Source organism: Brenneria sp. L4-2C, from assembly GCF_040240335.1.
Taxonomy (GTDB): Bacteria; Pseudomonadota; Gammaproteobacteria; order Enterobacterales; family Enterobacteriaceae; genus Brenneria.
Genome location: NZ_JBEIAC010000004.1, coordinates 226,847 through 250,394, shown reverse-complemented (window position 1 = coordinate 250,394; position 23,548 = coordinate 226,847). Strand labels below are relative to the sequence as shown.

General features: G+C 58.5%; 21 protein-coding genes. 13 read left to right on the top strand and 8 right to left on the bottom strand.

Going from position 1 to position 23,548, the window contains the following annotated elements; all coding sequences use genetic code 11:
• Window positions 1–17: 17 nt before the first annotated feature.
• The 8 genes from ABRZ26_RS09000 to hypC form a co-directional block, all read right to left on the bottom strand.
• Window positions 18–518 carry a TlpA family protein disulfide reductase gene (locus ABRZ26_RS09000; protein ID WP_319603916.1) on the bottom strand — a complete coding sequence of 167 codons (501 nt, stop codon included), beginning with the start codon at window positions 516–518 and terminating at the stop codon, window positions 18–20.
• Window positions 505–1,221, bottom strand: coding sequence for an ABC transporter ATP-binding protein (locus ABRZ26_RS08995; protein WP_319603915.1), 717 nt, complete (start codon window positions 1,219–1,221; stop codon window positions 505–507). Before ABRZ26_RS08995 ends, ABRZ26_RS09000 begins: the two co-directional genes overlap by 14 nt.
• Window positions 1,222–1,225: 4 nt before the next feature.
• On the bottom strand, window positions 1,226–2,338 hold the full coding sequence (locus tag ABRZ26_RS08990) for an ABC transporter permease (RefSeq protein ID WP_319604001.1): 1,113 nt from the start codon (window positions 2,336–2,338) through the stop codon (window positions 1,226–1,228).
• Window positions 2,339–2,354: 16 nt separating this feature from the next.
• Window positions 2,355–3,644 (bottom strand): ABC transporter permease, encoded by a 1,290-nt coding sequence (locus tag ABRZ26_RS08985; protein WP_319603914.1) that lies wholly within the window; start codon window positions 3,642–3,644, stop codon window positions 2,355–2,357.
• A gap of 2 nt (window positions 3,645–3,646) precedes the next feature.
• The gene (locus ABRZ26_RS08980; RefSeq protein ID WP_319603913.1) at window positions 3,647–5,044 is read right to left on the bottom strand and encodes a Fe-S-containing protein; all 1,398 of its coding nucleotides are present in this window, start codon (window positions 5,042–5,044) and stop codon (window positions 3,647–3,649) included.
• A gap of 136 nt (window positions 5,045–5,180) precedes the next feature.
• A complete protein-coding gene (locus ABRZ26_RS08975; protein ID WP_319603912.1) occupies window positions 5,181–5,708 on the bottom strand; it encodes an iron transporter in 528 nt (175 codons plus the stop codon).
• Window positions 5,709–5,776: 68 nt separating this feature from the next.
• Window positions 5,777–7,687: an FTR1 family iron permease gene (locus ABRZ26_RS08970; RefSeq protein WP_319603911.1), complete on the bottom strand. Its 1,911-nt coding sequence runs from the start codon at window positions 7,685–7,687 to the stop codon at window positions 5,777–5,779.
• 83 nt (window positions 7,688–7,770) lie between these two features.
• A complete protein-coding gene (gene hypC, locus ABRZ26_RS08965; RefSeq protein ID WP_319603910.1) occupies window positions 7,771–8,040 on the bottom strand; it encodes a HypC/HybG/HupF family hydrogenase formation chaperone in 270 nt (89 codons plus the stop codon).
• Window positions 8,041–9,040: 1,000 nt separating this feature from the next.
• Between hypC and ABRZ26_RS08960 the strand changes: the two genes are divergently transcribed.
• From ABRZ26_RS08960 to fdhF, 13 genes are all read left to right on the top strand, one after another.
• Window positions 9,041–9,667: a 4Fe-4S dicluster domain-containing protein gene (locus ABRZ26_RS08960; RefSeq protein ID WP_319604000.1), complete on the top strand. Its 627-nt coding sequence runs from the start codon at window positions 9,041–9,043 to the stop codon at window positions 9,665–9,667.
• The gene (hyfB, locus tag ABRZ26_RS08955) at window positions 9,664–11,679 is read left to right on the top strand and encodes a hydrogenase 4 subunit B (RefSeq protein WP_319603909.1); all 2,016 of its coding nucleotides are present in this window, start codon (window positions 9,664–9,666) and stop codon (window positions 11,677–11,679) included. The genes ABRZ26_RS08960 and hyfB overlap by 4 nt, the downstream gene beginning before the upstream one ends.
• A 130-nt stretch (window positions 11,680–11,809) precedes the next feature.
• Window positions 11,810–12,679: a respiratory chain complex I subunit 1 family protein gene (locus ABRZ26_RS08950; RefSeq protein WP_413556138.1), complete on the top strand. Its 870-nt coding sequence runs from the start codon at window positions 11,810–11,812 to the stop codon at window positions 12,677–12,679.
• 16 nt (window positions 12,680–12,695) lie between these two features.
• Window positions 12,696–14,150 carry a hydrogenase 4 subunit D gene (locus ABRZ26_RS08945; RefSeq protein ID WP_319603908.1) on the top strand — a complete coding sequence of 485 codons (1,455 nt, stop codon included), beginning with the start codon at window positions 12,696–12,698 and terminating at the stop codon, window positions 14,148–14,150.
• Between the two features lie 9 nt (window positions 14,151–14,159).
• Window positions 14,160–14,810: a hydrogenase 4 membrane subunit gene (gene hyfE, locus ABRZ26_RS08940; protein WP_319603998.1), complete on the top strand. Its 651-nt coding sequence runs from the start codon at window positions 14,160–14,162 to the stop codon at window positions 14,808–14,810.
• Between the two features lie 5 nt (window positions 14,811–14,815).
• Window positions 14,816–16,447 carry a hydrogenase 4 subunit F gene (locus ABRZ26_RS08935; protein ID WP_319603907.1) on the top strand — a complete coding sequence of 544 codons (1,632 nt, stop codon included), beginning with the start codon at window positions 14,816–14,818 and terminating at the stop codon, window positions 16,445–16,447.
• Entirely contained in the window at window positions 16,440–18,176 is a 1,737-nt protein-coding gene (locus ABRZ26_RS08930; RefSeq protein WP_319603997.1) for a hydrogenase large subunit, read from the top strand. Before ABRZ26_RS08935 ends, ABRZ26_RS08930 begins: the two co-directional genes overlap by 8 nt.
• An 11-nt stretch (window positions 18,177–18,187) precedes the next feature.
• Complete coding sequence (hyfH, locus tag ABRZ26_RS08925) at window positions 18,188–18,772, top strand: hydrogenase 4 subunit H (protein ID WP_319603906.1); 585 nt, start codon at window positions 18,188–18,190, stop codon at window positions 18,770–18,772.
• Window positions 18,769–19,551 (top strand): NADH-quinone oxidoreductase subunit B family protein, encoded by a 783-nt coding sequence (locus ABRZ26_RS08920; protein WP_319603905.1) that lies wholly within the window; start codon window positions 18,769–18,771, stop codon window positions 19,549–19,551. Before hyfH ends, ABRZ26_RS08920 begins: the two co-directional genes overlap by 4 nt.
• Window positions 19,548–19,952, top strand: coding sequence for a formate hydrogenlyase maturation HycH family protein (locus ABRZ26_RS08915; protein WP_319603904.1), 405 nt, complete (start codon window positions 19,548–19,550; stop codon window positions 19,950–19,952). The genes ABRZ26_RS08920 and ABRZ26_RS08915 overlap by 4 nt, the downstream gene beginning before the upstream one ends.
• Entirely contained in the window at window positions 19,945–20,421 is a 477-nt protein-coding gene (gene hycI, locus ABRZ26_RS08910) for a hydrogenase maturation peptidase HycI (protein WP_319603903.1), read from the top strand. Before ABRZ26_RS08915 ends, hycI begins: the two co-directional genes overlap by 8 nt.
• 260 nt (window positions 20,422–20,681) lie before the next feature.
• Window positions 20,682–21,224, top strand: a complete 543-nt coding sequence (locus ABRZ26_RS08905; protein WP_319603902.1) for a 4Fe-4S dicluster domain-containing protein — start codon at window positions 20,682–20,684, stop codon at window positions 21,222–21,224.
• 39 nt (window positions 21,225–21,263) lie between these two features.
• Complete coding sequence (fdhF, locus tag ABRZ26_RS08900) at window positions 21,264–23,414, top strand: formate dehydrogenase subunit alpha (RefSeq protein ID WP_319603901.1); 2,151 nt, start codon at window positions 21,264–21,266, stop codon at window positions 23,412–23,414.
• Window positions 23,415–23,548 lie beyond the last annotated feature (134 nt).

The window sequence follows — 23,548 nt, the reverse complement described above, 5'->3', positions numbered from 1 at the left end:
TTTAATCGCCAACCCCGTCACGCCCCGTGCGCCAGGCGCGTAAACAACGCCGTCAACTGTTGTTCATTCCGCGCGCCTTGATGTTGCGCGATCACCTTACCGTTGTCGTCGATGATAAATGAAGTGGGCGTACCGATAACCTGATAGCGCTCTTTGGTGATCCCCAGTTGATCGCGGATCACCGGATAGCTGATCTGGTGCTGCGCCAGCAGCGGGGAAATATCCACGCCGTCCGGATCGGTATTCACCGCCACCACCACGACCTTATCGCCGTAACGCCGGCTCAGCTTTTCCAATGTCGCCATTTCCGCCAGACAGCCGCCGCAGCCCGAAGACCAGAAATTCAGATAAACGCTTTTCCCCTGCCAGCGAGACAGTTCCGCCTGCCGCCCGGTTAAATCATAGGCGGCCAGCGCGGGCGCTTTCCCGCCGATGCTTACCTGTTCCTCTTTGCAGCCGCCCAGTAACGCCAGCGCGCCCAACACCAGAAAAAGGGTTAACCCGTTACGCCACCGCATGATGATTAACCTCCTCGCCTAAATATTTACCGTGCTGCAAACGGATAATACGATCGGCAAACTTACCCAGCTCAGGGTTATGCGTCACCATCACAATGGTGCGCCCCTGACGGTGTAAATCTCTCAGCAGATCCAACACCCGCTGTTCGTTCTCTTCATCCAGATTGCCGGTCGGCTCATCGGCGAAAATCACCGGCGGCTCGTTGACCAATGCTCTGGCGATACACACCCGCTGCTGTTCGCCGCCGGACAGCTGACTGGGCAAATGGCCGATGCGGTGTTCCAACCCGACCTGAGCCAGAACCCGTTTGGCGGCTTCCTCATCGACCACGCTGTGGTAATGCTGCGCCAGCATGATATTCTCCAGCGCCGTCAGAAAGGGGATCAGATGAAACTGCTGGAACACCAGTCCGATTTTATCGGCGCGAAATTTGCGTCTTCCCTCTTCATCCAACGCGGCGGCGTCGACGCCGTCCAGCAGCACCTGGCCTTCGCTGACCGTATCAAGACAGGTAAGGATATTCATCAACGTGGTTTTACCCGATCCCGACGCGCCCATGATGGCGACGAATTCGCCGCGGGCGATGCGAATGTTGATATCTTCCAGCGCGGTAACCTGTCCGAAACGCTTGTATAGCCCGCGAGTCTCAATCACCGCCTCCGGCGTCTGCCCCGCGATCCGACCCTTTATTAATGAGGACATCGCACTACTCTCCTTTTAAAACTTTAGCCGGTTCGATATAAATCGCCCGCCGGGTGGGAACAATGGCCGCGACGGCGGCGACCAGCAAAGAGAGCGTCAGCGTCAGCGGGAAGACCGGCGCCCGCAGCGAAATCGTCGCATTGAACACCGCCATTCCGAGGATCTGAGCCAGCAGGTACCCCAGCACCGAACCGCACGCCACCGCCGCCAGCGCGATAATGCCGGTTTCGGCCAGCATCTGGCGGATAATATCCCGCCCGCTGGCGCCCAGCGCCTTCTGCAAGGCAAACTCGCGCGAACGTTCACCGACAATCGCCATCAACGTCGTGTTGACGCACAGGGATGAGAGCACCAGAATAACGGCCGAAACCAATCCCATCAGTCCCTTGATCTTATTGAGCACCTGACCTTCGGAAGCCGAGACCTTAAGGATCGGCCTGATTTCCAACTGCGGATATTGCTGCTGCAAGCGCCCGGCGAACCGATCCACCTGTCCCAGATCGTTACTGACGCTGAGCAGCGCATTACTGATCGTGCCGGCTTTATTCAGCCATTTCTGCGCCAGATCCAGACTGACGATCAGCATATTGTCCGTGGCGTCGCCGGACTCGACGATGCCTTTAATCTGCAAACGTTGCTTCTCGCCATCGTCCACCAGCGTAATGCTGTCGCCGACCTTCACATTCAGCCGCTCCGCCAGCTTGACGCCGATCATCGCGTTGCGATCGTCAAAGCTGACGCCGATCCAGTTGCCTTTCACCTGCCAGTAAGGCGCCAGCGGACGCAATGATTCGAACCACACGCCCATCAGCACCACTTTTTCCAGTTCGGTTCGCGCCATGCCGTACAGATAGGGACTGGCCGCATTGATGAGCCCGGCCGGCGCGTTATCCATAATTTGCTGGAACGTGGCCTGCGGCAACGAACTTCCCCGCGCGGGGCCGATATAGAAATTCGCCCCGAAGGTGCGCAGTTCCTGACTCATCTTGGCGTTGATATCGAAATAGACGGCGGACATGGCGGTCACTATCGCCGCGCCGACCATCAGAGCGGCGAACACCACGCCGACCCGCTGCATTCGCAGTCGTAGCGCGCGCAGCACCAGTCGCCAGAACATGCCGTTCATCCAGGCGTTAGCGGCCATACAGCACCTCCACCGGATACAGTTTGGCGATACGCCGCGCCGGGAACCAGGTGCCGATAACGGCAATCAGCATCGAAATCACCAGCACGCAGGGGATCACGATCCAAGCGAAGCTGAGCGGCACGCCAAACAGCATCAGTCCGATCGCCTTCGCCAGCCCCCAGCCCGCCACGCAGCCGATGAGGCCGCCGAGCAAGCCGCTCAGCGCCGCTTCCAGATAGAACAGCAGCATGATCTGCCATTGGCGGGCGCCCAGCGCTTTCATCAGGCCAATCTCTCTGGCCCTTTCCATAATGGTGCTGGTCATCAGCGAGGCGATCCCCATGGCGGCGGCGACCAGCGCGGCAAACGTGACCACCGCCAGCAACAGTTGGATCTTATCGATCACCACCCCCTCCGACGCGGCCACCTGCCAAATAGGGCGAACCACCGAGCCGGAGATGGCCTCTTCCAGTTGATGAGCGATGGAAGAGACATAGGCGGTGCAGTACCAGAGGTCATACTCTTCGGCGTTCAGCGCGTCCAGGTTTTCACGCGCCCGGCGCGACAGATCGTTTTCCGGCACCGTCAGCGCCGACACGCGGATCGCCTGAATCTTTCCTTCCAGCCCCAGCAAATGCTGCACCACCGCCAGCGGCATCACCAGACGATTCTCTTCATCGCCGCCGCTGGTCAGAATGCCGCTTACCCGCGCCGGGATCTCGCCTGTCGACCCCTTCAACCGAAGCCGGCTGCCCACCTGCCAGCCATTTTGCCGGGCCAGTTGTTTCCCCGCCAGCACCTCGGCGACTTGCCCTTCGACAACCGGCTCCTGCGGCCACTGACCGGCGACCTGCCAATACGGGCTGACGGTTGCCTGTCCGGTGCGGTAGTCCTCTTCATCCGGCACCGCGACGGGCTGGGAGAAAAACGTACCCAATATCGCAACCGGCTGTCCGTTAATCTCGACGTCGCCGCTGAGCAACGGCGCAAAGCCGACGATATTGTTACGCCAGAAGATATCCTTAATGTTCGGCAGTTCCGCCTCGTCGAGAAAGTCCTGCCCGTCCAGCGGATTGCTGCGTTCGCCGAATAACGCCGGTAACGCCGCCTGTCCCGCCGGCTCAATCAGGATATTCGCGCCATAGGATTTCAATTCGCGCGACATTTTGTCGCCGATATCGATAGAGACCGCCAACAGCGCCGAAATCAACCCGGCCGCTAAAAAGACCGTTAATATCGCCAGCGATTTACGCCGGATATTTCGGCGCCAGGACTGGCGTAACATGCGCCATAACATCGTTATTCCCCTTCCGCTTGATCGTCAGCCGCCGACCTGGCGGCGACATATTTGCCAGGACTTTCACGGAAACGGTTGTAGTTGGCTTCAGACGAGAAGAAATAGGTTTTACCGGCATAGCGATACTTATGCTCGGCTTTCACATTGGTGAGCGTTGAACCATCCACCGGATCGACCACCTCCAGGGATATCACGGTCGTGAAATAGTTGGCGCCCGCCGCCAGCGACGCGTGGCTAATCACCAGTTCGCGATCGTCATTGCTCCAGCCTTCTATCGGCACCGGATTACAGCCGCCCGCCTTACCGATGGAGGGAATAAAGATACGCACGTCGCAGGCCACGCAAATCACCTGATTGCCTTCCATCACGTAGCCCTGATCGCCGCATAGCAGGCAGGCGTCGAAAACCACGCCCAGCCGCAGCCGATCCGGATAACGGTTAATGACGAAAAAACGCACCGCTTTGCCGTCGTCGGCGACCCAGACAAACCGATGCAGCTTGCCGTCGCGGATCTGTTCGATCGGGATATGCACCTTGCCGTCTTCGGCCAGCGTCACCGGCAATGCCTCAGACAGGCGCGGCGGACGGGATGCCACCTGATCCCAGTAAAGCTGCCCCAAGACGATCGCCAGCAGCGCCGCCGCGGTCGCCAGCACCGTGCGACGCACATTGCGGTAATCGGCCGTGGCTTTACGTTTGGCGATGGCCTGCGTTTCCGAGCGCATCCGCCGGCGCGCGCGTAATAACGGCGGCAGGTAACAGAACGCCGCTAATGCCATTAATAGCGCGCTCAGATAATTCAACAGCCAGGCGCTGTTGGTCACCTGGGCGACATAGCTCAGGCGCGGTTTGGTCAGCCCCAAAACCTGTAGCTTTATCAATAGCAACAGCAGGTTGCCGCTGATCGGCAACATTAATAAGGCGACCAGCAAAATAAGCAGCGGCCAGCGCAGCGCGCGAATGCGTCGGACGATCATGCCGCAAAGCGCGGCGCTGAACGTCAGCCAGCCTAAGGCGATAACCACGGCGCTGAAATTCAGCAGGAGTTCGGTATTCACCACATGGGTGGCGGTTAAGGCGCTCAGATTGGGATCGCCGCCCCAATGGATAGCCGCGCCGGCGACCAGCGCCGCTTGCCAGAAATAGCCGATACGCGCGTGGGAGAAAAATTGGCTGACGAGAAACAGCGCTAAAGCCGCCGCCTGGATACCGGTTATCCACAGTTGCAGTTGCTGTCCGCCAGGCAGGCGTACCCCAACCAACGTACCGAGAATCAGCGCCAGCAGCGTTATCCAGGCTAACGGTCTGATTTCGGGCGTGGAACGGTGGCTCCAGTTCAACCCTAACAGCAACGCTATCGGCAGGAACGCCTGTAGCGTGGTCACAAAGAAATAACTCATATCCCCGTCATCTTTCAAATTGCAGGCGCGTCGGCGGCTTTACTCGCGCCTATCCGTGGAGCCCGCCGCCTTCAGGCGCCGCTGCCGAGAGGTGAATATGACCACGATGACGAAGAACGCATCGCGGTCGGGAGGATCACTTAATGCCGACGTATTTAAAGTCGAAGCTGACATCAAACGGCTTCCACCAGCGGCCGACGCCGGTTTCGCTGTCGGTATGACGATGCATGCCGGCTTTGGAAGGCGGGTCGATATGGTAAACCACCTTGTAGTTGCCGACGCCCATCATTTTGATGTTCGCGCCGTAGTGCGGACCATCGCTGGCGACCATCGGCATAAAGTTGCCTTCCTGTTTGGCGCCGGTATCGGTGTTGGTCAGGGTATAGGCGATAGTCAGGTTCGGCATCCATTCGCCAGCGCCGAAGCCGTTCTTATTGCCTTCAACCGCATGGATATCCGCTTCCAGATGGATATCCGATTTTGCCGCCGGCAGTCCCATACCGCGAGGTTCCATGTCGATCGGTTGCAGATAAACCGCAGCAATCTCCATTTCATTGAGAGTGACCGGCTCGCCAGCCGGGTACTCTTCAAACGCCAACACCGCCGGGGCGGTGAAAAGACCGGCGATTACCGCGCCCGCAATCAGACTTTTTCGCATGTTCATCAAACCCATCCTCATATCATCAATGTAAAAAATTATCTTTCGTTTAGCGCTTTTCATCACTTCCAGAATCAGGCGACCGCGGCGCGCCGCCGCATAATCAGCAGCGCGACTAACGCGGCGAGCAACAGCGCGGCTTGCGGTATCAGCGTTTCCACATAGGGATAAATCCCCAGGCCGCTGATTTCAGGCACGCCGGTCAGCAATGTCGGTTCAAACAATTTGCCTTCGATCAGCTCCAGCACCCCTTTGCCGGCAAAGACAAACGCCATCAGATACATAAAGCAGCCGGTGAACATAAAGAAAGGCTTAAGCGGAAGTTTAACCACCGTGAATCGCATAATCAGATAGGCGATAACCAGGATCACGCAGCCGATGACGAAGCCCGCCAGAATCGAGAGATGCCCCATCATATTGTTCGCATCCCCCGCCAGCGCGTAGTAAAACAGAACGGTTTCCGCGCCCTCGCGATAAACCGCCAGGAAACTGGTCAGCCATAACCCCACCAGCGACCCGCTGCTCAGGGAGTGCGACAATTTACCTTCCAGATAGGCTTTCCAGTGGCGGGCTTCCACTTTCGACAGCAGCCAGTAACTCATAAAGAACAGCATCACCACGGCGATCAGCATCGTGACGCCTTCCAGCAGCTCGCGGCTGGCGCCGGCGTTGGTAAACAGCAATTGGAAAATAACGGCGGTGATCACGCTGCACAGCAGCGCGACATAAACAGACTGTCGGATCAGCGGCAGCTTATCGTGCTGGCCGTTTTTCACCAGATAGGCGACGATGGCCGCCACAATCAGCAACGCTTCCAGCCCTTCTCGCACAATGATCAACAGGCTATAGACCAACAGGCTCCAGTGGGTATCGCCGCCGTCCCCCAGCATGGCGACGGCATTCGCCAGATCCTGCTTCAGCGCGTCCGCCTGCGCTTGCAGCTGTTCTACCGGCTGTCCGGCGCTCATCAGGCTGACCAGACGAGTAAAATACCCTTCCAGCGTGGACTTGAACGCGGCGTTGCGGGAACCGACTTTGTTTTCCATCCCGCTGGCTTCAAACAGATCGAAATAGGCGTCCTGCACCGCCATTATGGCGGGTCGGGACTGCCCCTGACGATATTGTTCGATAGCGTCCAGCATCGCCTGATTGATATCGGCGGCGACGTTGCCCCAGTCGGCGTCAGGCACATCATCGGCGGCGATGCCGGCATCGTCTTCCGGAGTTGCCGTGACTGGCTGGCTATCGCGCGTGGTGGGCAGCCCCGGCAGCAGATCCTCAATATCCTGTAGTAGCGTCGTCACGCGATAGGCGACTTCGCTCATCTGATCCGGTTGATTCGTCATGGCGATCAGCGCGGAGAACTGCTGATTAATGGCGGCGGCCTGCTGCGCGGAACGGTTCTGACGCACGGACATTTCCATCTCGGAGTTTTTAAACCCCTGATAGAGCGCCTGCTGCACATTCTGGCTGGCTTTGCTGTAATCGCCGGCCTGATAATCGCTTATCGCCTGCGCCAGCGAATCATCGATAATCTTGAAACTCTGCTGCCAGTACAGCGCGATATCCGTATTGTCATACGCGCCGTGCTGCTCCTGCGCCACCAGCTTATGCCCTTCCGCCAGAACGGGCTGCACCGCGTTCAGTTCCCCTTTCAGCCAGGAAATTTTGGCCTGTACATCGGCCAGCGGTTTTCCGGCGCCGATCATGCGGCGGATTTCACCGAACGTCGCTTCCAGTTGATAGCTTTTTTGCGCGGAGATATTGATACGAATGGGGCCTTCAAGATTTTCGAACACTTCGAAATAGGCCATTTGCACTTCGGTACGGGCTTCGTCCGGCTTCTGCTGCGCATACAACTGAGCCGTTTTATCCAGCCGGGATTCGATATCCTGAATAAATGAAACATAATCGGTTGCGGCTAAAGCCAGCGAGCAGCTCAACAGCCAGCACAACGCCAAGAAGAATTTTTGCCACATAGACATAATAGGAGTGAACGCTAATGGTATTTATTCTCATTATCACCCCATGGAGTGGACAATTTTTGATTCACATCACAAAATCGAATTTATTGACGCAAAAAATATGTAACATCTTGTTCCAACTCTTCCATCTGCCGCAAAACATCGAGTGTCGACTGCGCTTCCTCTTCATCTAAACGGCTCATGGCGAAGCCGACATGAACCAGCACCCAACTGCCGATCAGCTGTTGACGATCCACGCCATCCAGCACCAGGGCGATATTCACCTCGCGCCGGACGCCGCAGACATCAACCCAGGCGAGTTGTTCGTCCCCGGATGCCAACGCCACGACCTTTCCCGGAATACCCAAACACATAATCATCCTCCAACGCTAGCGGCCGGTCATATCATCCTGCCATTGTAATAAAAATGAATATTGCAATTTTTATGCCATAGTAGAAACAATGTGCATAATGACATTGCTAACGCCCTGTTAATTAGCGTCTTCATTACAGAAAATGAGATAAATTTACATAATGCGTCTGTTTTTAGACTATGCATTTCCATGCTCCCATGCGCTGTGAATGCCGCCTCGCCACCCCGCCGGCAACCCCATCATCCCCACCTCCCCCTCGTCATTTCCGCAAACACCCCGTCATCCCCGTAAACACCCCTCGTCATCCCCGCGACTGTAGGCGGGGATCGACTGCTGAAACCGTACACAGCCATCGGCTGATTCCCGCCTACGCGGGAATGACACGCGGGCGAGGTGTGACTTTGGATAATCAACATGGTATCCACTACGACTCCGTCATTCACGCAAACACCCTCGTCATTTCCACAAATACCCTGTCATCCCCGTAAACACCCCGTCATCCCCGCAAACACCCCGTCATCCCCGCGGCCGTAGGCGGGGATCGCCTGCTGAAACCGTACACAGTCATCGCCTGATTCCCGCCTACGCGGGAATGACACGCGGGCGAGATGTGACTTTGGATAATCAACATGGTATCCACTACGACCCCGTCATTCACGCAAACACCCTCCGTCATCCCCGCAAACACCCTCGTCATCCCCGCGGCCGTAGGCGGGGATCGCCTGCTGAAACCGTACACAGCCATCGGCTGATTCCCGCCGGTCTCCACACGACGAAAAAGCGCCAGACGTAAAAAATAATCTCATCGTCAAAAGTGTCGAAACCGCCGGCCGGGAAGCTGTCGACACTAATGTCGAGCGCATCGCCTCCCTCAGTGCGATAGCCGTCGTCTCTTGCCTCAGCCCTTGGCCGCCGCGCTCTGGCGCTATCATTTCCTGACGTGGCACGAAATATGCTTCAGCGCTGCAAACGCTAATATTTCCCCACGGAGGGTATGGCTATGAACCGCTTCGTCATTGCGGAGCCCAAACGCTGTATCGGATGCAACACCTGCATGGCCGCCTGTACGCAGGTACACCGCCGCCAGGGGTTGCAATCGCATCCGCGCCTGACGGTGGAACGCGACCTCGCCGGCACCGCGCCGGTGTTATGCCGCCATTGCGAAGATGCGCCCTGCGCCACAGTCTGCCCGGTTAATGCCATCACGCATCAGGATCAGGCGGTGGTGCTAAACGAAAATACCTGCATCGGCTGCAAACTTTGCGCCATTGCCTGCCCCTTCGGCGCGATAACGCCGTCCGGCAGCAAGCCGCAGGCTATCCCGGAGACCTTCAGTCAGAATATCCCTTTGTCCCTGCTTTCCGACGTCCCATGCAGCGTTTCCTCCATCAATCCTTTTCTTGCCTGGCATGCCGGAATACGCAGCGTCGCCGTCAAATGCGACCTCTGCGCCTTTCAGGAACAGGGGCCTGAATGCGTCCGGGTGTGTCCCACCAAGGCGCTGTTCATCGTCGACGAACGGGAACTCGAACGCGTGACGGCGGAGAAACGCCGCCATGCAATGGAATGGCCGGCCGGCAACCTGCCCTTCCCGCCAGACGCGACCGAACGGGAGAATAAACTATGATGACTTCACTGGAATGGTTGGCGCTGGCGCTGACGCTCTACGCCGTCGGCGCGTTGCTGTCCCTGTGTCTGGCCCGCGCCGAGTCTGTGGCGATTCTGCTGAGCGGCCTCAGTTCCGCACTGGCCGGACTCTGCGGCATCGCCGCCGCCCTGCCGGTTTTGCTCAACGGTCAATTGCTGACGGCGACCTTCGCCGGGCCATTCGCCGCGTTTGCTCATTTAACGCTAAGAATGGACGCGCTCGCCGCGTTCCTCATCCTGGTTATTTCGCTGCTGACGGTCGTCACCGCGCTCTATTCGCTGTCTTATTTACAGGAGTACCGGGGACGCGCCTGGGCGATGGGGTTCTTTATGAATCTGTTTATCGCCTCGATGGTAGCGCTGGTGGTTGTCGATAACGCCTTTTATTTCATCATCCTGTTTGAAATGATGTCGCTCAGTTCCTACTTCCTGGTGATTTCCGATCAGGACGAAGAAGCCATCAACGCCGGTCTGCTTTACTTTTTAATCGCTCACGCCGGTTCGGTGCTGATCATGATCGCCTTCTTCCTGCTGTATCGGCACAGCAACAGCCTGGATTTCGCCGATTTCCGCCAGGCGACCCTCTCCGCGCCGCAGGCGTCCATCGTATTTTTGCTGGCTTTCTTCGGCTTCGGCGCCAAGGCCGGGATGCTGCCGTTACACGGCTGGCTGCCGCGCGCGCACCCGGCCGCGCCGTCTCACGCTTCGGCGCTGATGTCCGGCGTGATGGTGAAAATCGGCATCTTCGGCATCATCAAAGTGGGCATCGACCTGCTGGGCGCCGCTGAAGTCTGGTGGGGCGTGGTGGTGCTGGCGTTCGGCGCGGTCTCCTCGGTGCTCGGCGTGCTCTACGCGCTGGCCGAACACGATATCAAACGCTTGCTGGCTTATCACACCGTGGAAAATATCGGCATCATTCTGATGGGCGTCGGCGTGGGGATGATCGGCATCGCCACGCATCACCCGCTGCTGGCGGCGCTTGGCCTGCTGGGCGGCCTGTACCACCTGTTGAACCACGCCGTCTTCAAGGGGTTGCTGTTTCTGGGCGCCGGCGCGGTGATTTACCGTCTGCATACCAAAGATATGGAGAAAATGGGCGGCCTTGCGCGCGTGATGCCGTATACCGCGCTGGCCTTTCTCATCGGCTGTATGGCGATTTCCGCGCTGCCGCCGCTGAACGGTTTCGTCAGCGAATGGTTTACCTACCAGTCGCTGTTCACCCTGAATAAAGAAGGCAGCTTCTCACTGCGGCTGGTCGCGCCAATCGCCATCGTTATGCTGGCGATTACCGGCGCGCTGGCGGCCATGTGTTTCGTCAAGGTCTACGGCATCAGCTTCTCCGGCGCGCCCCGCAGCGAGAAAGCGGCTCAGGCGCGGGAAGTCCCGTGGCCGATGACCGCCGCCATGTGGCTGCTGGCGCTGCTGTGCATCGCGCTGGGCGTGGGCGCCAGCGCAGTGGCGCCGGTAATAGGCCGGGTCGCCGCCAGCCTGACGGGAACCGCCGCGCCGCTTGTCGCGCAGGGCATGCTGGTGTTCCCCGGCGACCCGGCGCAAACCTCGCTGGCGGCGCCGCTGATTTTCATCCTGCTGCTGGCCTTGCCGCTCCTGCCGTTGCTGCTGTATATCGGCGCCAAAGGAACGCGGTTGAATTTTCGCCGACGCGGCACGCCCTGGGCCTGCGGCTATGCCTACGAGCCTGCGATGGCGGCCTCCGCCGCCAGCTTCACCCAGCCATTGCGCGTGATGTTCGCGCCCTTGTACCGAATACGTAAAACGCTGGATCCGGCGCCGATGATGCAAATCGCGCTGGATAAAACCACGCTGGCCGCCGGGCGAACCGAACCCGTCTGGGATACGCGCCTCGTCATGCCGCTGGTCGGCCTGGCCCAGCGTATCGGCCGCGTCACGCAGCGGATTCAGCATGGCGACTTCCGGGTTTACTGCCTGTATGTGGTCGCCGCCCTGGTGATCCTGCTGCTGACGATGGCCTGAGGAGAACATGATGATCGCTGATAGCTCAATCACAGGAACGATAAACTCAGGGACGCTGGCCTTGCCTGTTTCCGGCCTGATCGCCTGCGCGGTGATTCAGGCGCTGGCGTTGCTGGCGCTGGCTCCGCTGATGTCCGGCATGGCGCGGGTTATTCGCGCCAAAATGCATTCCCGGCAGGGGCCGGGCGTATTGCAGGACTACCGTGACATCTTCAAGCTGCTGAAACGGCAGGATGTTTCGCCGCAGCATGCGGGCGGCGTTTTTCGCCTGATGCCTTACGTCCTGATCGGCACGATGCTGCTGGTCGCCATGACGCTGCCCATCGTCACCTGGGTATCGCCGTTTGGTTCCGGCGGCGACGTCATTACCCTGCTCTACCTGTTCGCGCTGTTCCGCTTCTTCTTTGCGCTGGCCGGTCTGGACTCCGGCAGCAGCTTTGCCGGCATCGGCGCCAGCCGCGAGCTCACGCTGGGGATCCTGGTCGAACCCATAATGATACTGGCGTTGCTGGTGGTCGCGCTGATTGCCGGCTCCACCAACATCGGCAATATCAGCAGCATGCTGGCTGGCCGCCATTGGCTGTCGCCAACCGCCACCGCGATGGCGTTGCTGGCCTGCGCGTTCGCCGTCTTCATCGAAATGGGCAAAATCCCGTTCGACGTGGCCGAAGCCGAACAGGAACTACAGGAAGGCCCGCTGACGGAATACTCCGGCGCGGCGCTGGCGCTGCTGAAATGGGGGATCAGTCTGAAACAGGTAGTGGTGGCCGCCCTGTTTCTGTCCATCTTTATTCCGTTCGGCAAAGCCGAAACCTTTACGCTGGCCGCCCTGATCGGCGGTTCGATCGCCTTTCTTATCAAGCTGATCGTGGTGTTTTTTGTCGCCGCCTTAATTGAAAACAGCCTGGCGCGCGGGCGCTTCCTGCTCACCGGACATGTTACCTGGTTAGGCTTCGGCGTGGCGGCGCTGGCGTTCGTTTTCTATCTTACCGGTCTATAAGGAGTAGGCATTCATCATGGATATTCTCGTCTTAAAGAATGTTGCCCTTGCGACCATCCTGCTGCCGTTTATCGGCGCGCTGCTGATAGCCGCCCTGCCGCAGCGCCGGGCCAAAGGGCTCTGTATCCTGTTCGCTTTGCTGGCGACGCTCGGCATGACCTGGCTGGGCTACGGCTATCTGGCCGGGGGGAAAACGGATGTTGCCTATACCCTTTACCGCTACGGCCAGGCTGAGCTGTTCGGTTTTCTGTTCGACCGCATCAGCCTGCTGATCGGCTTTGCCGTGGTCTTCCTCGGCCTGTTGGTCAGCATTTATTCCACGGGCTATCTGACATTGGGCAACCGGGAACATCCGCACGAAGGCACCAACCGCTATTACGCCTTTCTACTGGTGTTCATCGGCGCGATGGCCGGCGTCACGCTGTCATCCACCCTGCTGGGGCAACTGCTGTTTTTCGAAATCACCGGCGGCTGCTCCTGGGCGCTCATCGGTTATTACCAGCAGCCGAAATCGCTGCGTTCGGCGTTGAAAGCGCTGCTGGTCACGCACATTGCTTCCGTCGGGCTTTATCTGGCAGCGGCTTATCTGTTCGTGCAGACCGGAACGTTCGCGCTGAGCGCGCTGGCGCAGTTGGACAACGACAGCAAAATCATCGTATTTAGCGGCATCCTGTTCGCCGCCTGGGGGAAATCGGCGCAGCTTCCGCTGCACATGTGGCTGCCCGACGCCATGGAAGCGCCGACGCCGGTCAGCGCCTATCTGCATGCGGCGTCGATGGTGAAAGTCGGCGTCTATATTTTCGCCCGGGCGATCCTTTCCGCCGAGCAGGTGCCACACATTATCGGCGCGGTCGGCATCGTCATGGCGACCATCACCATGGTGTACGGCTTCATCATGTATTTGCCGCAAAAAGACATGAAGCGGCTGCTGGCTTACTCCACCATTACGCAACTGGCCTACATTTTCTTCGCCCTGTCGCTGGCGACGTTCGGCTCGCGCATGGCGTTCGACGCGGGCGTGGCGTACATCTTCAACCATGCCTTTGCCAAGAGCCTGTTTTTCCTGGTGGCCGGCGCGCTCAGCTACAGCTGCGGCACCCGGATGTTGCCGAAGCTGAAAGGCATCATGCGGAAAATGCCGCTGCTGGGCGTCGGATTTTGCGTCGCGGCGCTGGCGATTGCCGGCGTACCGCCGTTTAACGGTTTCTTCAGTAAATTCCCCCTGTTCGCCGCCGGTTTCAGCCTGTCGCGGGAATACGTCTGGCTGCTGCCTTTGCTCGTTATCTCGCTGATTGAGTCGGTAGCCAGTTTTGCCTGGCTTCTCTATTGGTTCGGCCGCACCGTGCCGGGGGAACCGTCCGAAGAAGTTGCCGCCGCCACGCCCGTACCCTGGGCGATGCAGGGGGTGTTGATCGTGCTGATCGTCATGTCGGTATGTTCAAGCGTTATAGCCGCCATCTGGCTGAACTAAGGATAAATGATGACTGGATCTCTGATCATTAATAACCTGGCCGGGTTGCTGATTATCACTTCCCTGCTGGTAATCTGCGCCCGACGCCCGACGGTATCGGCCTGCCTGTATGCGCTACAGTCGCTGGTGCTGGTGCTGATTTTCTTCTCGCTGGCCGAACTGCTACAGGCTCACCAGCTATATCTGTGGTCCCTGAGCGCGTTTATCACCAAAGTCATACTGGTTCCGGTCATTATGTACTGGGCGTTTCGCAAGCTGGACGACCCGAAGGCCGATGGCGGCGTCGTCGGCCCGGCGGTGATTATCCTGTTGGCGACCCTGATTGTGGTGCTGTGCTACTTCGTGGTCGAACCGGTTAAATTGCCGATGGTCAGTTCGCTGAAACCGGCGCTGGCGGTCTCCCTCGGCCACTTCATGATCGGCCTGCTGTGCATTGTCACCCAACGCAATATCCTCAAACAGGTATTCGGCTATTGCCTGATGGAAAACGGCGCTCATTTGACGCTGGCGCTGCTGGCGAACCGGGCGCCGGAACTGGTGGAAATCGGCATCGCCACCGACGCGATTTTCGCGGTGATCGTCATGGCCCTGATGGCCCGCAAAATCTACCGCACGCTTAACACGCTCGATGTGCAACAGCTAACCGCGCTGAAGGGGTGAACAACATGACCACTACCGCTCTCCTTCTCACCCTTCTCGCCACCCCGCTGGTTACCGCGCTGCTGGCTTTCCTGTGCCGCTTTACCGGCGGTCAGGCGCGCAGGCTGGTAAGCCTTATCCATCTGCTGGGCATTCTCGCCCTGCTGGCGGTTTCCATGCAGCAGGTCTGGCTGGTGTACCAGCACGGAGAAATTCTGGCCGTACATAACTGGCTGCATCTGGACAGCCTCAGCGCCCTGTTTTTGTCTATTCTCGGCATCATCGGCTTTCTCACCGGGTTGTACTCCATGGGCTATATGCGCCATGAGGTCGACGGCGGGGAAATCACGGTGACCACCCTGTGCTACTACTACGGATTCTTCCATCTGTTCCTGTTCACCATGTTGCTGGTGATCACCAGCAACAACCTGATCCTGATGTGGGCCGCCATTGAAGCCACCACCCTGAGCTCCGCCTTTCTGGTCGGCCTCTACGGCCAGCGATCTTCGCTGGAGGCCGCCTGGAAATACATCATCATCTGTACGGTCGGCGTCGCTTTCGGCCTGTATGGCACCGTGCTGGTGTACGCCAACGCCGCCAGCGTGATGGCGGAACCGGGCGACGCCATCTTCTGGACGGAGGTGCTGAAACATGCGGGCGAACTGGACGGCACGCTGATGCATCTGGCGTTTATCTTTATCATCATCGGCTTCGGCACCAAAACCGGCCTGTTCCCGATGCATGCCTGGCTGCCGGATGCGCACAGCGAAGCGCCAAGCCCGACCAGCGCGCTATTGTCCGCGGTATTGCTGAACTGCGCGCTGCTGGTGATTGTGCGCTATTACATTATCGTCAGCGCCGCCATCGGTTCCGACTTCCCCCGTACGCTGCTGCTGGTTTTCGGCATGCTGTCGGTCGCGGTCGCCGCCTTCCTGATCCTGGTTCAGCGCGATATGAAACGCCTGCTGGCCTATTCCAGCGTTGAAAACATGGGGCTGATCGCCGTTGCGCTGGGGATCGGCGGCCCGCTGGGCATTCTCGCGGCGTTGTTGCATACCCTGAATCACAGCCTGGCGAAAACGTTGCTGTTCTGCGGTTCCGGCAATGTCCTGCTGAAATACGGCACGCGCGATATGGATGCGATTAAAGGCATCATGCGCGTCGCCCCGCTCACCGGCGCCTTACTGGCCGGCGGGGCGCTGGCGCTGGGCGGGATGCCGCCTTTCAATGTATTCCTCAGCGAATTTATGACCGTGAGCGCAGGGCTCGCCGCCGGCCATCTCTGGCTGGTGATTGCCCTGCTGGCGTTGCTGACCGTGGTGCTGGCCGGGTTGGTGCGTATGGTTGCCAGTACCGTGCTGGGCAGTAGCCCGACCGCGGTCAGTAAAGGCGAATTAGGGATCATGACCACCGCGCCGATGGTTGTGCTGCTGATCCTGATGCTGGTGATGGGGACGCACATCCCGCAGCCGGTTATCCGCCTGCTGGAAAATGCGACGACCATCGTCAGCAACGCGGCACGACACAACGAGATTGAACTGAATAGCCCGTTCCTGCCGCCCTGGCTGCGCACCGCGGACGGCGACACGACCGGACTTCACACCGCTGAACATACAGCGCCCACCCTTTCGCGTCAGGAGATGTATCGTGATGAATGAAACCCCTACTTCCAGCCAGGGATCCCCTGCTGACAAACTCGGCGCCGGTTATGCCGCGCAGGTCAGGCAGCGATTCCCGGCGGCCATTCTGGAGGAAGAGTGGCAAACATCCAATCAACTGACCCTGACCGTCAAACCGGATTCGTTGCCTGAGGTGGTGGAATTTCTTTACTACCGACAAGGCGGCTGGCTGTCCGTGCTGTTTGGCAACGATGAACGTTCATTGAATGGCTGCTTCGCCGTTTATTACGTGCTGTCGATGGAGGAAGGCGAAAAATGCTGGGTGATCGTCAAAACGCTGGTCAGCCCGGATAACCCGGAATATCCGTCGGTGACGCCCCGCGTACCGGCGGCCGTCTGGGGCGAACGCGAAGTTCGCGATATGTATGGTCTGATCCCGGTCGGTTTGCCCGACGAGCGCCGGCTAGTGTTGCCGGACGACTGGCCGGACGATCTCTATCCGCTGCGCAAGGATGCCATGGATTACCGTCAACGACCGCAACCCACCCGCGATGACGAATCCTATACCTTCACCAATGAAGCCACCGGCGCCACCCGCGTGGTACCCATCGGGCCGCTGCACATCACCTCAGATGAACCCGGCCACTTCCGCCTGTTCGTGGACGGTGAACAGATTATCGATGCGGACTATCGTCTGTTCTATGTCCATCGCGGCATGGAAAAGCTGGCGGAAACGCGCATGGGCTATAACGAAGTGACCTTTCTGTCGGACCGGGTGTGCGGTATTTGCGGTTTTACCCACAGCGTGGCTTACACCTCTTCCATCGAAAATGCGTTAGGCATTGTCGTTCCCGCGCGGGCGCACAGCATTCGCAGCATTTTGCTGGAAGTGGAACGCCTGCACAGCCATCTGCTGAACATTGGGCTTTCCAGCCACTTTGTCGGTTTCGATACCGGTTTTATGCAGTTTTTCCGTATTCGGGAAAAGTCGATGACCATCGCGGAAATGCTGACCGGCGCGCGAAAAACCTACGGTCTGAACCTGATTGGCGGTATCCGCCGCGACATTCTGAAAGACGATCGCTTAAAGACCATCAAGCTGATCCGGGAGATGCGCGCCGAGGTCAGCCAACTGACCGACATGCTGCTCAGCACGCCTAACATGGGGCAGCGCACGCAGGGTATCGGCATTCTCAATAAGAAAGTCGCCCGCGATTACAGCCCGGTCGGCCCCATGATCCGCGCCAGCGGTTTTAAGCGGGATATGCGTATCGACCACCCTTATGCGGGTTATCTGGATCTGCCGATGGAGCTGCATCACCTGGATGCGGGCGATGTCTATTCCCGCGTGCTGGTTCGGGTGCGCGAGGTGTTCACCTCGATGGCGATGATTGAATACGGTCTGGACAATCTGCCGGAAGGCCCGTTGCTGAACGAAGATTTCACCTATCAGCCGCACAAATTCGCACTGGGTTTTGCCGAAGCGCCGCGCGGCGAAGATATCCACTGGAGCATGACCGGCGACAACCAGAAGCTGTTCCGCTGGCGCTGCCGCGCCGCCACCTACGCCAACTGGCCGGTGCTGCGCTATATGCTGCGCGGCAATACCGTTTCCGACGCGCCGCTGATTATCGGCAGTCTGGACCCCTGTTACTCCTGTACCGACCGGGTGACGCTGATCGACGTGCGCAAACAGAAAATCACCACCGTGCCCTATAAAGAAATGGAACGTTACGGCCTGGAACGTACCCGTTCGCCGCTCAAGTAGAGGGATGAATCATGCTGAAACTGTTTAAAACCATCCTCAAAGCGGGCAACAGTACGGTGAAATACCCGTTTAAACCGCTGGACGTTCCCACGGGATTTCGCGGCAAACCGCAATACGACGCCGAACAATGCATCGCCTGCGCCGCCTGCACCATGGCCTGCCCGGCCAATGCGCTGACGATGGAAACCGATGTCGTCAACGGTACCCGCACCTGGCAACTGTTTCTCGGGCGCTGCATCTTCTGCGGACGCTGCGAGGAAGTCTGTCCGACCCGCGCCATCGTGCTGTCGCAGGAGTTTGAAATGGCCGTCGCCAGTAAGGCCGATCTCTATCAGCGGGCCACCTTTAACCTGCTGAATTGCCATGTCTGCCACCGTCCTTTTGCGCCGCAAAAAGAGGTGGAATACGTCATAGCGCTGATGGCGCAGTCCGGTTTAACCGAACAAGAGGCGGCGTCGCGGCGCGATCACCTGGCGACCTGTCCCGAATGTAAACGCAAACAGAATATGGACAATAAAGACAATGTGATGCTGAGCCGCTACGTTCAATCAACGGCCGGCGGCGCGCCAGCGACGATCAAAGGGAGCAAATCATGAGCACTCACGTCGATCACTACCGAACCACGCCGATCGTATTGGATGAACAGGCGCAAAAGCTGAAAAAAACGCTGCTGAAGGATATCCAGCGTTCGGCCTACGTTTACCGCGTCGACTGCGGCGGCTGCAACGGGTGTGAAATCGAGATTTTTGCCGCCATTACTCCGGTCTTTGACGCCGAACGTTTCGGCATCAAAGTGGTGGCCTCGCCCCGTCATGCCGACATTCTGCTGTTCACCGGCGCGGTGACCCGCGCCATGCGAACGCCCGCGCTGCGCGCCTATGAGTCCGCGCCCGATCCGAAAATCTGTATCTCTTACGGCGCCTGCGGCTGCGGCGGCGGCATCTTCCACGACCTGTATTGCGTCTGGGGCGGCAGCGATACCATCGTGCCGATCGACGTCTATATTCCCGGCTGTCCGCCGACGCCCGCCGCCACCCTCTATGGATTCGCCGTCGCGCTCGGCCTGCTGGAACAAAAGCTGCACGGCAGCGCACATCAGCAGGGGGCGGATGAAAAAGCGGCGTTGATTCATCCCGGCGTCCCGCTGGATCTGCGCGTGTTGCTGGAACGGGAAGCCCGACGTATGGCGGGATACCGTCAGGGACGGGAAATCTGCGACGCCTTTCTGGCCCGGCTGGAAAATCAATCGCTGGACGGTTTCGAGCAACGCATCAACGACTGGCTGCAACCCCATAACGACCCACGGCTGAATGAAATCGTCGGGCGGTTGCAACAAATTTACCTGTCGCTGCTAAGGGGGGAGCGCTACCGATGAACAGTCAGGCGATTTTCTACGCGCTGAATCAAAAGTTCCTCGACAGCAAGGACAAAGTGCCGGAACAGGCGCAACAGGTGATGTATTACTCGTTGTCGATCGGCCACCACGTCGGGGTGATCGACTGTTTGAAACGCATACTGACCTGTCCGCTGACGGACTATCAACGCTGGATCGGTCAACTCCCCGACGGTGACGCGCGGCGTAAAATGGCCGGATTGATGAAATTCGGCGAAATCGTTATCGATAGCAGCCACACCAAACTGCTGGGACAGGCTTTCAGCCGGTTATCCGACGGTCAGGACGCCTACCCCGACTGGACCGACACTCTGCTCGCCTATCTACAGGCGATTGAACGGGAAACGGCGCTTTATTTAATGGTGAAACGGATTGATGACTGAACTTAACCCACGTGTCGACAATATGGTGCTCGCCGTCGGCAACAGTATGATGGGCGACGATGGCGCCGGGCCGCTGCTGGCCGAACGCATGCTGCAAAATCCGGTTGCCGGCTGGTCGGTGATTGACGGCGGCGCCATTCCCGAAAATGCGGTCCATCAGCTCCGCGCGCGGCAACCCAGGCGGCTGCTGGTGGTGGACGCCACCGATATGGGGCTGGCGCCCGGTGAAATCCGCATCGTCGATCCGACGCGCATCGCCGAAGATCTGCTGATGAACACCCATAATCTGCCGCTGAATTTCCTGATCGATAGCCTGAAAGAGGATATTCCCGAAGTGATTTTTATCGGCATTCAGCCGTCGCTGGTGGCGTTCTATTTCCCGCTCAGTCAGGAAGTGGAACAGGCGGTGAACCAGATCTACCGGCGATTGGCCGGTTGGCGGGAGAACGGCGGTTTTCAGACGCTGTAGCGCGGGATGCCGGATTGCGCGTATCCATGAGGGTCGACGCCGATCGTCAAATCTGCCGAACCGGCATCCCCATCGTCGTCACCCTTGTTTTCGCCGCCATGAATTTCAATGGAAAAAAACGAAAAATCGCCAATATTCAATAAATTAAAAAGACTACACGGTTGTTGGCACAAACCCTGCTTATCAGTAGCGATGTGTCACTCCAAGAGTAATGTCGACACCCTAATTTTTTCACCTGACCCCAGGTCGGAGACGATGTTATGAACCGTTTCGTTATTGCAGATTCAAGGAAATGTATTGGCTGTCGCACCTGTGAAATTGCCTGTGTACTGGCCCACGGCGACGGTAAAACGTCTTCATTATCCCCTGAGCATTTTTCACCGCGCCTCAAGGTGGTAAAAGGGCTGAATATCAGCACCACGGTGCAATGCCGTCAGTGTGAGGACGCCCCCTGCGCCAACGTCTGTCCCAACGGCGCCATCATCCGCGCGGATGACCGTATCAAGGTGCAGCAGGAAAAATGTATCGGCTGTAAAACCTGCGTCGTGGCTTGTCCCTACGGCGCCATGTCCGTGATCAGCAAACCCGTTGCCCGCGTCAGCCATTACCAGACGTTGGGCCAGTGCATCAAGGCCGAAGCGCAGAAATGCGACCTCTGTGAAGGGCGCGCCGCAGGCCCGGCCTGTGTGGAGGTGTGTCCGACGAAAGCATTACGGATGATCGGCCGCGACGATATTCAGGCGATGATCCGACAAAAACAACGGCGTGCGGCGCTTGATGATGCCGCAGGAATGCAGTTCTGAACGGTGCCGCTCAAGGTACGCTGAAGGAGAATAATCATCATGCAGAAAGTTATCACCGTCTGTCCCTATTGCGGGTCAGGCTGCAAAATTAACCTGCTGGTTGAAAACGGCAAAGTGGTCGGCGCAGAAGGCGCCAACGGCCATACCAACGAAGGCGAACTGTGCCTGAAAGGCTATTACGGCTGGGATTTTCTTAACGACACCAAATTGCTGACGCCGCGCTTGAAACAGCCGCTGATCCGGCGTCATAAGGGCGAACCCTTTGAAGCGGTGTCCTGGGATGAAGCCATCACCTTTGCCAGTTCTCGATTGAAGGCCATCAAAGAGAAGTACGGCGCCGAATCCATTATGCATACCGGATCGTCTCGCGGCCCCGGCAATGAAACCAACTATGTGATGCAAAAATTCGCGCGCGCCGTCACCGGCAACAATAACGTAGACTGCTGCGCCCGCGTTTGCCACGGCCCTTCCGTCGCCGGCTTACAGGTCACGTTGGGTAACGGGGCCATGAGCAACTCCATCAATGAAATCGAGCATACCGAATGTATTCTGGTGTTCGGCTATAACGCCGCCGATTCGCACCCGATCGTCGCCCGCCGCATCCTGAAAGCCAAAGAGCGCGGCGCCAAAATTATCGTCTGCGACCCGCGTCACATCGAAACCGCGCGTATCGCCGACCTGTGGCTGCCGCTGAAAAACGGCTCCAATATGGCGCTGGTCAACGCCTTTGCCAACGTGCTGCTTAATGAAGGACTGTATAACCAGGACTATGTCGCCCGTTATACGGAAGGGTTTGAGGAATATAGCGAGATCGTCGCCAAATACACGCCGGAATACGTCGCGGACATCACCGGCCTGTCGCCGCAGTTGATCCGTGAAGCGATGCGCATGTACGCCGCCGCGCCATCGGCGACCATTCTGTGGGGCATGGGCGTAACCCAGTGGGGTCAGGGCGTTGACGTGGTGAAGGGCCTGTCGGGACTGGCATTGCTGACGGGCAATCTGGGACGACCCAACGTGGGCGTTGGTCCGGTGCGCGGTCAAAACAACGTACAGGGCGCCTGCGATATGGGCGCCCTGCCGAATGTGTTCCCCGGTTATCAAAAGGTCACGGACGAACAGGCCCGCGCCAAATTCGCCAAAGCCTGGGGCGTGCCGAGCCTGCCGGACAAAATCGGCTATTCGCTTACCGATGTGCCGCACAAGATCAAAGAAGGGAAAATCAGGGCAAACTATGTGATGGGCGAAGATCCGCTGCAAACCGAGCCGGACCTGTCCATGATGCGGGAAGCGTTTAGCGAGCTGGAGCTACTGATCGTACAGGATATCTTCATGACTAAAACCGCCTCGGTGGCCGACGTGATCCTGCCTGCGACCTCCTGGGGCGAACACGAAGGCGTCTATTCCGCCGCCGACCGCGGTTTCCAGCGCTTTTACAAAGCGGTCGAACCGAAAGGGGATGTCAAACCCGACTGGGAAATCATCAGCCTGATGGCGACCGCGCTCGGCTATCCGATGCACTATAACAACACCCAGGAAATCTGGGATGAACTGCGCCATTTATGCCCGCTGTACTACGGCGCGACCTATGAAAAAATGGCCGGACTGGGATACGTACCCTGGCCCTGCGCCACGGAAGACAGTCCCGGCACGCCGTGGCTGTACGCCGGCAACAAGTTTGACCGTCCCGGCGGCAAAGGGCTGTTGTTCGCTACCGAATGGCGGCCGCCGATGGAGCTGGTTGACGACGATTACCCGCTGGTGCTGTGTACCGTGCGCGAAGTCGGCCATTACTCCTGCCGCTCCATGACCGGCAACTGCACCGCGCTGCAAACGCTGGCGGACGAACCCGGCTACGTGCAGATCAATCCGGCGGACGCCGAACGTCTGGGACTGCGCGACCAACAGTTGACCTGGGTTTCCTCCCGGCGCGGCAAAGTGATTACCCGCGTCGCCGTCAGCGAACGGGTCAATAAAGGCGCGGTGTATATGACCTATCAATGGTGGATCGGCGCCTGCAACGAACTGACGCTGGATCACCTCGATCCCATCTCCAAAACGCCGGAATACAAATACTGCGCGGTCAAACTGGAGGCGATAGAGAACCAGCAATGGGCGGAAAATTATGTCCAGCAGGAATACAGCCAGTTGAAATCCCGCCTGCGGAAAACGGCGGAAGAGATCAGATAATCGTCGCAGCGGTCAGAGATGGCCGCTCGCATCTGAAGCGATAAATCGATTACATCGGCCGGCGAACCCGCTATCATGGGGCGTTTGCCCGTGGCGGGTTTAACCGGAGTCTTGACATGAAATACATTGGCGCG